Here is an 11,857-nt window from a genome sequence, read left to right on the forward strand (position 1 = left end):
ATGAAAAAACAGATAATATTCCTGATGACCATCGTCCTTTTCCTTAGTTCTTGCAGCATAGATGGCGGAGATTTCGGAGACACCTCTTATGGAGATTCAAATTCTATCAATGGATCTACCAGTCGATTTGCTACTTATAAGAATGTAATGTATACTCTTGATTTTAATAAAATCAAAATTTTTAGCATTGACAATCCTTCAGATCCAATATTACAAAATGAGCTTACCATTAACGACGAATTAGAAACGATTACCATTTATCAAAATCATATATATGTTGGTGCACGAAGAGGTGTATATGCTGTGGACATCACCAATCCATTAAATCCAATAGTGAGTTCATCCATTGAACATTGGATTGCAAAGGATCCTGTTGCAATAACAGGAAAGTATATTTATTCGACTACTCGAGATTTCAATAGAGGACGATTAACAATCTATGAAGATAGGACCAATGGAAATTTTATTGAAAGGAATACGATTGCCATAGATCAACCCTACGGTATCGTAATTAAAGATGATTTCCTTTTTGTATGTGATGACAGAAATGGAATCATCATATTTAATATCACCAATAGAGAAAATCCTCTTGAAGTCGCTATCTATCCATCTATTACTTCACCAAGAGATGTTATAATAATTGGTGACATCATGATTTGTTCTGCAAAAAATGAATTTCATTTACTAGATATTAAAGATCCTGTTCACCCAAAACTAGTTTCAATTATACAATAATTGAACATTATTAAGTACATGATAAGATTTAGCTGTTTAATTATTTGTGTTTTTTATTTGACTATATTTAAGGTACAAAGTCAAAAGACAAATACTACTCCAGCAAGTTCAACATTTGCAAATACCAAGGCTCTATATTTAAACTTAAGAGATTTGTTAGATCCATGTGCTGCAATAAGTATTGGATGCTATTACCCAATAAAAAATAATACTATAATCGATTTACAAGTAGGATTTATCAATCCGTACAGTTCTATGTTTTCTCCCTATGCGGTCAAAAGTTTTTATTCTTCTGATGATATCAATAATATCCAATTAAATAATTACGGAATAAAAATTTCTACTGAATACAAATTTTTAGCGAAACAAAGGCTGTATAAAAAACTATTTCATGGGCCTCAGATTGTGTATCAACATGAGTTGGCTCAAGGCGAAGTGAACTACCGTCGCTTTAATTCATACAATCAATATTTAGATACGAATTGGAAATTTCATACGCTTGGTTTATTTTACAAATTCGGCTTTATATTCGCAGATAAAAGCAACCATCTTTTTGTAGAAATAGGATTTGGAGTTGGTTTTGAATATTTTAGAGACTGTAATTCCGTGCTTTCAGAATTTCCAGACGCTAGCCTATTAGCATCCAGAGGCATAGATCTTTTTACAAATACACCAAAACCAGGAACCTTACCGCCAGAACCAGCTGCCTTGTTTATTAATTTTGGAAACCAAGATGCCTTCGCACCCAATTTAGCTTTTAGTTTAAAGATGGGTTTAAGAAAATAATGCTTTAATTCAAGTAAGAAATCAAGAAATTAAAACTATTTTATTAACTGTTAATTCAAATTAAGAATAGAATTTCCTTTTAATTATCCATAACATTATTTGAAATGATTTTAAATTGAGAACAAGAACACTGAACTAATCAATGAATTATTGGATGATTTCAAATTTAAGCAAACTCATTAAAGAGTTCATTCATATTTGGAAAGTCTTAATGATCTTAGAGGCTTAATGTTTGTATAAAAACACATTGATAACATTCAAGTTTTAAAAGCTTTATTCGTTTTCAATAAAAAACAAACAAATGATACAAAAAAAATAATATATCCTTTTTTAATATAGGTATTTCCTGTCAAGTTTTATACTTTTGCGTGAAATTTCGAAAATTCGTTATTTTAATTTATTTACATTTATTTTCCTTAAAACATTTATACATCATGAATCAGACTATAACTTGTAAAGACGGCATACTAACCGTACCTGACCAGCCTATAATACCATTTATTGAAGGAGATGGTACTGGTGGGGACATTTGGAGAGCATCTGTCCGTGTATTTGATGCGGCAGTTGAAAAAGCGTATAAAGGTGCCAGAAAAATCCATTGGAAAGAAGTTTTAGCTGGTGAAAAAGCATTTAAACTAACCCAAAATTGGTTACCGCAAGCAACTATAGATGATATAAATCAATATTTAGTGGCCATAAAGGGCCCTTTGACTACACCAGTAGGTGGAGGTATTCGATCTTTAAATGTGGCTTTGCGCCAACAACTAGATCTTTATGCCTGCATTAGACCTGTTAGATGGTTTGAAGGCGTACCTAGTCCAGTCAAAGAACCCGGCAAAGTCAATATGGTCATTTACAGAGAGAACACAGAAGATATATATGCTGGGATTGAATTCGAAGCAGGAACTTCAGATGCCGAAACTTTCAAAAATATATTAAAAACAAATTTTCCGGATCGATATAAAAAAGTTAGATTCCCTGATTCAGCTGGATTTGGAATCAAACCTGTTTCAAAAGAAGGAACAGAACGCTTAGTTAGAGCGGCTATTAAATACGCCATTGACAATAATCAAAAATCAGTCACTATAGTTCACAAGGGTAATATCATGAAGTTCACCGAAGGTGGATTTATGGAGTGGGCTTATGAATTAGCAGCTAAAGAATTTGGTGGCCAAGTGATAGATGGTGGTCCGTGGCAAAAATTACCAAATGGAATTATCATCAAGGATGTTATCGCTGATGCCTTCCTACAACAAATACTCCTTAGACCTGAAGAATATGATGTCATTGCAACGCTAAACCTAAATGGGGATTATGTTTCAGATGCTCTTGCTGCTCAAGTAGGAGGAATTGGGATAGCTCCGGGAGCGAATATCAATTATGTAAGTGGGCATGCTATTTTTGAAGCGACTCATGGAACTGCTCCTAAATATGCGGATCTTGATAAAGTAAATCCAAGTTCGGTTATCCTTTCTGGTGTCATGATGTTCGAATATTTGGGCTGGAACGAGGTAGCAAAAATGATTATCCAAGGCTTGGAAAAAGCCATAGCTACGAAGAGAGTAACTTATGATTTTCATAGATTGATGGAAGGAGCTACTTTATTGAAGTGTAGTGAATTTGGTGATGAGATTATTAGAAATATGTAGTTTCTGCATTTACTTAACTCAAAAATATTGGACTGATTAGAATATCTAATTGTTTATTTTGGGTTGCTATGTTATCTCTAAGATTTATCAGAAAAGGCTTCTATTACTATGATCATGAGTTTGGATACAACCTTGCATCTGATTATAATTACAACCCTTAACTTAAGCTTAAGCTAATATTTCTGCTTAATCGTGAACCACATTTCTAAAGTTGTGTTAAGCTTAGGACAAAAGGTATATGGCAAAAATTTTATTCAAATTCGAAGACAAATCAATACCTCAACAAGAATTTGATATACAGGGGAAAGACAAATCTATTCTTGAGCTAACTGAAGAACTGGATATACATTTAAATCACAATTGCGGTGGTGTATGTGCGTGTTCTACCTGCCACATATATATAAAATATGGGGACCGTTTTTTGGAAGATATTTCAGATAAAGAAGAAGACTTTATTGATAGGGCCCATAATCCTAGGCTTGAATCCAGACTAGCTTGCCAATGTATCATATTAGATGAAAATGCAATAATCGAAGTAGAAATTCCTGATCAGAAAAGAATCATTGGTCATGAACATTAATTGATAAACATTAATTATTAGAACATGTCATTTAAGGATATTGATAATCTTCCCATGCAATGGTCAGATCACGAGGATATTGCAATGGCTTTATATGAGAACTTTGGTGCTTCATTCAACGAAAGTAAAATATATAGAGTTCGTTTCACAGAATTAATGGAATGGATATTGGCATTACCCCATTTCGAAGGAAAAAAAGAAGATTGTTCAGAAGGTCATTTGGAGCAAATTCAAGCCAAATGGGTGTATGAATGGCGCGATAATAATCGTTAGCTTTACACTTATGAATTATTATCAAACTTTACCTCATATAAAAGCCTTGGTATTAGATATAGATGGGGTACTCACGAATAATCAGATATTAGTCACAGACGAAGGTCAATTTCTAAGATCTATGAATGTCCGAGATGGATATGCAATAAAAAAAGCCATTCAAGCTGGTTTACAAATTGCAATTATTTCTGGAGGGCGGTCTGAAGGAACAAAAAAACGATTAGAGATCTTAGGAATTAATGAAATTCACTTAGGCATCGAAGACAAATACACTACCCTGTTAGCAATACTACACAAATGGAACATCAGTGCATCTGAAATAGCCTATATGGGTGATGACATCATGGATATTCCCTGTATGAATAAAGTGGGAATCGCTGCATGTCCAAAGGACGCTGTTTCTGAAGTAGTCACCATTTCAAGTTACATTTCAAATTTTAATGGTGGAGAAGGTTGTGTTAGAGAGTTGATAGAACAAATACTCAAAGCCCAATCAAAATGGCCTTAGTATGATTAAATGGATTAACTTAATTCGTTGGCCTAATTTAATCATTATAGCCATTACTCAAGTAGCTATATTCTATAAATATTTCAAACCACTGGCCTTAATTCCGGCCAATGAGATTCTTCAAAAGAACATTAATATTGTATTACTAATATCCTGCACTATACTGGTAGCCATTTCAGGTTATATTATCAATGATTTATTCGATCAATCAAATGATAAGATAAATAAAAAAAAATCGAAACAAATTATAGGCAAAACTATTAGTCAGGAAGATGCCATATTTTTCTATCTATTTGTAGTTATACTTGGAAATATACTTGCTATTTATCTAACCATCCAATTTAATCTGTTTTATTCTTACATTATATATCCGATATCGATTTTTATTTTTTGGTATTATTCATATCAAATAAAATGCTTGCCTTTGATTGGAAATATTTTGGTTTCTGCATTTATTGGTGGGGTGATTTTACTTTTACCTTATAGTTTTCACGACTCCTTATTATTGTTGAAAGAACAAGATTTTGCTAATTATAAACTGATCATTAGTGATCTCATCGCAATGAGTATTTTTGCGTTCCTCATCAATTTATTTCGTGAAATAATAAAAGATATCGAAGATTACAATGGTGATCAGGCTTGTATATGCAAATCAACCGCTGTTTATTTTGGCATTCAAAAAACCTGGATCATAGCTCAGCTTGTTTTATTGGGTTTATTTCTATTTAGTTTATTTTTTATGTTTTATATTTTAGAGCAGTCAGTTGATGGACCATTTATTCTCATGGTTATGACTCCCATTTTAATTTTGGTTTATTTAACATTAATAAAAAAAGAAACTCATATAACACAGATCAGTTTAATTAGTAAATTTTACATGATTATCGGCTTACTTTATTTCTTAATTCAATAAATGGATACTAAGATTAATTTGCGTAAAATAATATTGGCTTCTGCTTCTCCAAGGCGAAAACAACTCATGCAAGATGCCGGCTTTTGGATTGAAGTCAAGGCTTTTGAATTTGTCGAAACTTATCCAGAGCATTTGGATGTAAGTGCTATTGCAGAATTTATTGCTAATCAAAAAGCTGAAGAAGTTATTTCAACATTGCAGTCAGATGATATTTTAATAACTGCTGATTCCATTGTTGTACTGGGCAATAAAGTATTTGGAAAACCAAAAGATGCTTCAGATGCCTACCGAATGTTAGCCTTTTTATCTGGAAAAACTCATTATGTCTATACCGGTGTATGCATTATGGATCATACAAAAAAAATAAGTTTCACCGGAAAATCCAAGGTAACCATGCGTGATCTAAATGATGGTGAAATTCGCTGGTATATAGAACAATTTAAGCCTTACGATAAAGCAGGAGCCTATGCAGTTCAGGAATGGATCGGACTTTGTAAAATAGCTGAAATTGAGGGAACTTATTCAAACATCATGGGACTTCCCACTGATCTAGTTTATGAAAGCCTAAAACATTTCAAAGGCGCTATACTACATCCGCTAATATAGCGATCCAGTCTTCTTTTTGGAATGTGGATTTTACACTAAATTGATTTTTTTCCAAGCAACTAATCATAAACAATTCATCTTGTTTCAAAAAACCAGAGATGATGAGCTTACCATTTTCGGAGCAATGCGATCTAAGTTTTGGTAATAATTCTTCTAAAACATTTCTTGTAATATTGGCAAATATGATGTCGAATAATTGTGCTGGTATCACTTCTGCTGAACCTACCAAAATAGCATCAGCATGTATATGATTTAATTCACAATGCTCGAATGCATTTTCTACAGCCTGGGGTTCTATATCAATCATTACCAAATTTCGACAGCCTTTTTTCTTTGCATAGATCCCCAAAATACCTGTACCACATCCAAAATCTAGTACAGACATCCCATTAAACGTTTCTCCAGTCATCCACTCTAAAATCAATGCCGTAGTAGCATGATGCCCAGTGCCAAAGGCCATTTTGGGAGCAATAATTAATTCATCGGAATAGCTTGGATCAGCAGAATGAAACGGTGCCCTGATTCGAAGTGTATTGGCCAAGACTATAGGTTGAAAATTAGCTTCCCATATTGCATTCCAATCTTTAGGGTTGTGAACTATAATTTGATATGACAATCCGTGATTCGAACAAAACCATTTAAACGCTTCTTGATCTATTTGATTCCAATCTGATTGAGAAATAAATGCCTGAAGTTTTTCATCTTCTTCAACAAAAGATTCAAACCCTAAATCGTAAAGACCAGCAATAATTACATCTTGAAAATCAGTTGTAACTTGAAAATGAAAAGCCAGATAATCTTGCATATGCTATTGTATCGGTAATTATTCTTAGATTGACTTTTGAAAAGCTTTCCAAGTGTTTTCTAATAATGCAGTTATGGTCATTGGGCCTACTCCTCCTGGCACCGGAGTTATGGCTTTTGCTAATGGGGCAACTGTATCATAATCAACATCACCTACCAAACGATATCCTTTAGAAGCATTTTGATCATCAATTTTATTGATTCCTACATCAATAATGACAACACCTTCTTTTACCATATGAGCTTTTAGAAACCTCGGAATTCCAAGAGCAACGATAATAATATCTGCTGTTTTTGTAATGGCTTCCAATCCCTGCGATCTACTATGAGCTATCGTAACTGTGGCATTGCCAGGTTTAGACTTTTTCGACATTAATAGAGAAATAGGTGTACCAACAATATTACTTCTTCCCAGTACAACACAATGCTTACCTTCAGTATCAATTTGATAGCGGTCAAGCATCATCATAATCCCCATGGGAGTAGCAGGATGAAATGCTGGCATTCCAAGTGCCATGCGTCCAAAATTATTTGGATGAAATCCATCTACATCTTTCTTAGGATCTATGGCAAGATTAATTTCTTCTTCATTAATGTGTCTTGGAAGTGGAAGTTGAACAATAAAACCATCAATCTCATCATTTTGATTAAGCTTATGAATCACCTCCAATAATTCTTCCTGAGTTATATTGCTGGGCTTTTTAATCAAAGTGGAAGCATAACCAACTTCCTCACAAGCTTTGATTTTATTTCTAACATATGCTTGACTTGCAGGATTATCACCTACTATAACTGCTGCTAAATGTGGAGGTCTCGTTTCAATACCACAAAACTGTCTGACTTTGTCCGAAATTTCCTTTCGGATAATATGAGATAATTTATTGCCGTCTAATACCAACATATTCATTTATTATTCCTAATGTTTATAATCGAATTTAGCTTTGATAAAAAAATTATATTTTCACAAATCGTATGGATTTTTGAAAACCATTTTCATTGAATTGAATGATATAAATTCCTGGAATTAAAGTTTCTACTGAAATCTTTTGATTGGAATTTATTTTATTGTGATCAACTATATTACCTGACATGGTTAAGATTTTATAATTCGTTTGATTTTCAATACCTGAAACTGATAGATGATGTTCAACTGGATTCGGATAAACTTTAATGGTATTTAACTTAGAATTTGTTGTAGCGCTTACCGTACCGCAAAGAATTGGATTGGCATTGGTCAACATATAATTAACTACTGCAGCTTCATCGTGTGTAGCATGTTGATTACCCGGATAAATCCATGTTTCAAATAAATCCGGAGACATGCCAATATTTCGAAGGCGACTATCAATCATACATGATCCATAGGCAATGGGATAATTTGCAGAAATAAAAGGAATGGGGTAATAAGGCATATTCGCACCGCAATGCACAACTGGATCCATATCCTGATGATATGACATCACCGCAATTTTATTATCAGGACGGATCAAATTCGTATCTAATAATCCTCCGAAAATATTAAATACTCCTTGGACTTTGGCATCATATCCATTTACATACCGATTCCCTTCCACAGGGCCTAAATCGTCTCTATTTCTTCCATTAGCTGGAGTTATCTTACCTACCTGTGCTGGTTTTTGATCTTCTGTGGTTAAGAATACAGTACCCATGGCTACAAAACTTCCCGCACTTGCTCCTGCGACCCAGACTCTTTCCAAATCTATAGAGTCTCTTTCATGATTCGATTTCAAAAATCGCAAAGCAGCTTTTCCATCTTGCATGCCACGGTACCCTGCACGTACAATTTCAGCCGCATCGAAGGCAAATGGAGGATTTAATCCTGGTCCTGCTCCTTCAAAACCAATCCGATAATCTATTGTAGCAGCAACAAAACCTCTCTTGGCAAACTCTTGACACAAAAGGTCAAAATCTTGTCTTTTACCTTGAAAAAAACCACCTCCAAAAACCCACATCACCAAAGGCCTTTTAACTTCAGGTGATCCAACTGGATAATATATATCGACGAATAATGAATCGTCAAGTAAACGATAATCTTTGTCAGAACCTAAATAAATATTTTTGGTTGCTTTGAAACCATATTTAGGAATGGTATAATCGCAATTTTGACCTTGTAAGACCGTCAAAGTCAACACTAAAATATAGGTAAATAAGACTTTCATATTATTTTTTGCCAAAAGTACAACAATTAATACAGGGGATGAAGTGGTTTATTGCCTAAAATTGCTTCAATTTTTTCATTTACTTCAGCAGTCAATAATGGTAATATTTCTAAAGCTTTAAAATTCTCTTCCAATTGTTCGATTTTGGATGCTCCTAAAATAGCTGTACTTACATTAAGATTTTGAATACACCAAGCTAATGCCAGATTGGCTAAGCTTACTCCAAGTTCTTTTGAAAATTTTGATAAATTTCTAACTACAGTTAGATTTTCTTCAGTAACCGTACGATCCTTTAACCATTCCAAACCTTCAATATTCATCCTAGTGTCGGTTGGAATGGAATTCGCGTATTTGTCAGTAAGTAGTCCCGATGCCAAGGGTGACCAAATCGTAGTGCCTAAGCCAACCGTTTTATAAATTTGTTTGAACTCAACCTCCACTTTAGTTCTGTGTAACATATTATATTGTGGTTGTTCCATAGTTGGACCAATGAGTCTAAGATCTTTGGCAACCATATGTGCTTCCATAATTTCCTGAGCCGACCATTCTGATGTTCCCCAATATAAAATTTTGCCCTGTTGAATCAATTGGTTCATAGCCCATACTGTTTCTTCAATTGGAGTATGCTTATCTGGCCTATGACAAAAAAACAAATCGAGATAATCCATTTGAAATCTCTTCAAAGCATCATGGCATGCTTCAAAAATATGCTTCCGGCTCAATCCTGTTTGATTGGGCTTATTTCTGCCATCTCCAAAGAACACTTTACTTGAAACCATATAACTGGTGCGATCCCATGCTAATTTTTTAAGTATGGATCCCATGACTATTTCAGATTGTCCTTTTGAATAAATTTCCGCATTGTCAAAAAAATTCACCCCGTGTTCATATGCACAAACCATTAAATCTTCAGCAATATGATCATCAATTTGTTTTGCAAAAGTCAACCATGAACCAAAAGATAAAAGACTAACTTGAACTCCAGATTTTCCTAAATATCTATATATCATAAACAATTTATTTTTAAAATTATATTCACATTTGAAGGCATAGCAATGGAACAAAAAACATGAGAGTACGTTCAAAATCGAAAAACAATTAAATCAAGTATATTAATTCAGGTATTGGTTTCAATAGAAAACAAACCAAGATTAAATAAAAGAGGCCATCTAGATAGATGACCTCTTAAATTAATTATTTTAATTCAATTTTAATCCCTAAGAATTAATGATTCAGAAACAAATTTGTTGTTTAAAACAATTTGAGCTCTGTAATAACCACCATGTAATTGATTACGTGGCATGGTAAATTGGGAACTATTGATATCTGTATGTGCCTTAACCAATCGTCCTTGTAAATCATAGATATAAATGGACTGGATAGGTGAATCAGTATTGGTTGTAAAATTAACATAACTAGAAGCTGGATTAGGCATCATTCTAAGTCCAACATCCGTTTTATTTACCTCTTTAGTATTTGTAAATGTGCATCCTAAATTTAATGCCGCACATGCACGAGGTAAAGCTAATGAATAAATTGTATCTAAATAGGCTCTACCTTTTGCAGCAGACATATCAGGATTCGTTTTTAATCCACTTAAGTGTAAACTATCTGCATTGAAATTAGTACCCCGAGCTTGATTCACGAATGCAACGACCGCAGTAAGGGTATTCAAATCCCACCATTCCCATGGAGATCCTTGTGGTGTTACATTACCATTATAGACCAACGGAATATCAAATCCATAAAAATTGTTAGTGCCTTGAGTAATTGTTTGTTGGGTTAAAGGCAAGGTTACTATTTTACTTTTTTGAGCATTGATCAATACTTGAATTGGATCATGAAGTGGATCCACATTTTCTAAAATTTTATTACTACCCTTCTCATTGGCAAGTTCTATTGCTTTACGAGTACCAGTCGCATAAATAACAAACTGATTGGTCGTAGGAACAATAACTGCACCATGGTAATACGGAGCGAAAAAATCATTTTGGCAATGAACACCTACATAAGCTGGTTCAATAGCTTCACCATCCATCCAAGTAGAATCACCAAGTGCTCCGCCTAAGTTCACACTCAATTGAAAATTGGAAGAATATGTTGGATAATTAGGTACACTAATGGCAGCTTGAGATGTACCCCAAATATTTCCCAATAATGTACTATCAATATAAGGAAGTAAAGTGGTTGTATTGTAAAACTGTGGCAACGTAACTTCTGAAAAATCATTTAAGCTACCGGCACCCATTGCTAAATAACCACCACTTCCAATTCCCCAAACACAAATTTTAGATGGATCCACACCATACGGATTACTATCCTCAGCTACCGTTTTTTTGAAAAACCGGATGCAAGTTCTTGTATCTTGAATGGCCCTATAAGCTGCTTGCAAAAGTGAACTAGTCCTAACATTTTGATCAGGAGAAGTTGGCAACCATCCTTGTCTATAGGTATATGCCCCTACAACAAATCCTCTAGATGTTAAATAAGCCGCTGTAGCGGTAACTGTTGAATCATTGCGTGACCCTGTGACTTGTCCATTATACAATGGGGGTAAAAAACTACCAGTATGAGCAATTAATACTAAAGGCCGATCTGTTTTTGTATCTCCTGCAGGAGTATAAATATCAACCTTGAGGTCTTCTAATGCAGGTGCACCAGTAATAATTCCAATATTTTTTCCATAGACGATATCTGGAGTACGAACGACACCAAACATGGCATCAAAATATCGATTTTGTCCCATCAAAAAAGAGACCGTAAAACACAAAAAGAAAGGTAAAATGTAACGTTTTTTCATATTTATAATTTTATTAAAATGAC

Annotated in this window: 13 protein-coding genes; 8 read left to right on the forward strand and 5 right to left on the reverse strand. The window is 34.0% G+C overall.

Annotated features, from left to right (window positions below; translation table 11 throughout):
* The 8 genes from IPK88_17685 to maf all read left to right on the forward strand — a co-directional run bounded on the left by IPK88_17685 (nucleotide 1) and on the right by maf (nucleotide 6,050).
* The gene (locus tag IPK88_17685) at nucleotides 1-735 is read left to right on the forward strand and encodes a hypothetical protein (GenBank protein MBK8245263.1); all 735 of its coding nucleotides are present in this window, start codon (nucleotides 1-3) and stop codon (nucleotides 733-735) included.
* Nucleotides 736-753: 18 nt separating this feature from the next.
* Nucleotides 754-1,521 (forward strand): hypothetical protein, encoded by a 768-nt coding sequence (locus IPK88_17690; GenBank protein ID MBK8245264.1) that lies wholly within the window; start codon nucleotides 754-756, stop codon nucleotides 1,519-1,521.
* A gap of 434 nt (nucleotides 1,522-1,955) precedes the next feature.
* Entirely contained in the window at nucleotides 1,956-3,170 is a 1,215-nt protein-coding gene (gene icd, locus IPK88_17695; GenBank protein MBK8245265.1) for an NADP-dependent isocitrate dehydrogenase, read from the forward strand.
* Nucleotides 3,171-3,408: 238 nt separating this feature from the next.
* A complete protein-coding gene (locus IPK88_17700) occupies nucleotides 3,409-3,750 on the forward strand; it encodes a 2Fe-2S iron-sulfur cluster binding domain-containing protein (GenBank protein ID MBK8245266.1) in 342 nt (113 codons plus the stop codon).
* A gap of 24 nt (nucleotides 3,751-3,774) precedes the next feature.
* Nucleotides 3,775-4,023 carry a Fe-S cluster assembly protein IscX gene (gene iscX, locus IPK88_17705; GenBank protein MBK8245267.1) on the forward strand — a complete coding sequence of 83 codons (249 nt, stop codon included), beginning with the start codon at nucleotides 3,775-3,777 and terminating at the stop codon, nucleotides 4,021-4,023.
* A gap of 10 nt (nucleotides 4,024-4,033) precedes the next feature.
* On the forward strand, nucleotides 4,034-4,531 hold the full coding sequence (locus tag IPK88_17710) for an HAD-IIIA family hydrolase (protein MBK8245268.1): 498 nt from the start codon (nucleotides 4,034-4,036) through the stop codon (nucleotides 4,529-4,531).
* Between the two features lies 1 nt (nucleotide 4,532).
* Complete coding sequence (locus IPK88_17715; GenBank protein MBK8245269.1) at nucleotides 4,533-5,444, forward strand: UbiA family prenyltransferase; 912 nt, start codon at nucleotides 4,533-4,535, stop codon at nucleotides 5,442-5,444.
* A gap of 18 nt (nucleotides 5,445-5,462) precedes the next feature.
* The gene (gene maf, locus IPK88_17720) at nucleotides 5,463-6,050 is read left to right on the forward strand and encodes a septum formation protein Maf (GenBank protein MBK8245270.1); all 588 of its coding nucleotides are present in this window, start codon (nucleotides 5,463-5,465) and stop codon (nucleotides 6,048-6,050) included.
* On the opposite strand, the gene prmA is transcribed toward maf, so the two are convergent.
* From prmA to IPK88_17745, 5 genes are all read right to left on the reverse strand, one after another.
* Nucleotides 6,028-6,855, reverse strand: coding sequence for a 50S ribosomal protein L11 methyltransferase (gene prmA / locus IPK88_17725; protein ID MBK8245271.1), 828 nt, complete (start codon nucleotides 6,853-6,855; stop codon nucleotides 6,028-6,030). The genes maf and prmA overlap by 23 nt on opposite strands.
* Nucleotides 6,856-6,879: 24 nt before the next feature.
* A complete protein-coding gene (folD, locus tag IPK88_17730; GenBank protein ID MBK8245272.1) occupies nucleotides 6,880-7,755 on the reverse strand; it encodes a bifunctional methylenetetrahydrofolate dehydrogenase/methenyltetrahydrofolate cyclohydrolase FolD in 876 nt (291 codons plus the stop codon).
* A gap of 52 nt (nucleotides 7,756-7,807) precedes the next feature.
* Entirely contained in the window at nucleotides 7,808-9,034 is a 1,227-nt protein-coding gene (locus IPK88_17735) for a carboxylesterase family protein (protein ID MBK8245273.1), read from the reverse strand.
* Nucleotides 9,035-9,060: 26 nt separating this feature from the next.
* Nucleotides 9,061-10,044, reverse strand: a complete 984-nt coding sequence (locus tag IPK88_17740; GenBank protein ID MBK8245274.1) for an aldo/keto reductase — start codon at nucleotides 10,042-10,044, stop codon at nucleotides 9,061-9,063.
* A 200-nt stretch (nucleotides 10,045-10,244) separates the two neighbouring features.
* Nucleotides 10,245-11,834 (reverse strand): T9SS type A sorting domain-containing protein, encoded by a 1,590-nt coding sequence (locus IPK88_17745; GenBank protein ID MBK8245275.1) that lies wholly within the window; start codon nucleotides 11,832-11,834, stop codon nucleotides 10,245-10,247.
* Nucleotides 11,835-11,857 lie beyond the last annotated feature (23 nt).

The sequence above is a fragment of the Candidatus Defluviibacterium haderslevense genome, from assembly GCA_016712225.1.
Lineage (GTDB): Bacteria > Bacteroidota > Bacteroidia > Chitinophagales > Saprospiraceae > Vicinibacter > Vicinibacter haderslevensis.

Coding starts and splice junctions, on each gene's coding strand:
- IPK88_17685 (MBK8245263.1), top strand. CDS start 1: ATGAAAAAACAGATAATATTCCTGATGACCATCGTCCTTTTCCTTAGT.
- IPK88_17690 (MBK8245264.1), top strand. CDS start 754: ATGATAAGATTTAGCTGTTTAATTATTTGTGTTTTTTATTTGACTATA.
- icd (MBK8245265.1), top strand. CDS start 1,956: ATGAATCAGACTATAACTTGTAAAGACGGCATACTAACCGTACCTGAC.
- IPK88_17700 (MBK8245266.1), top strand. CDS start 3,409: ATGGCAAAAATTTTATTCAAATTCGAAGACAAATCAATACCTCAACAA.
- iscX (MBK8245267.1), top strand. CDS start 3,775: ATGTCATTTAAGGATATTGATAATCTTCCCATGCAATGGTCAGATCAC.
- IPK88_17710 (MBK8245268.1), top strand. CDS start 4,034: ATGAATTATTATCAAACTTTACCTCATATAAAAGCCTTGGTATTAGAT.
- IPK88_17715 (MBK8245269.1), top strand. CDS start 4,533: ATGATTAAATGGATTAACTTAATTCGTTGGCCTAATTTAATCATTATA.
- prmA (MBK8245271.1), bottom strand. CDS start 6,855: ATGCAAGATTATCTGGCTTTTCATTTTCAAGTTACAACTGATTTTCAA.
- folD (MBK8245272.1), bottom strand. CDS start 7,755: ATGTTGGTATTAGACGGCAATAAATTATCTCATATTATCCGAAAGGAA.
- IPK88_17735 (MBK8245273.1), bottom strand. CDS start 9,034: ATGAAAGTCTTATTTACCTATATTTTAGTGTTGACTTTGACGGTCTTA.
- IPK88_17740 (MBK8245274.1), bottom strand. CDS start 10,044: ATGATATATAGATATTTAGGAAAATCTGGAGTTCAAGTTAGTCTTTTA.
- IPK88_17745 (MBK8245275.1), bottom strand. CDS start 11,834: ATGAAAAAACGTTACATTTTACCTTTCTTTTTGTGTTTTACGGTCTCT.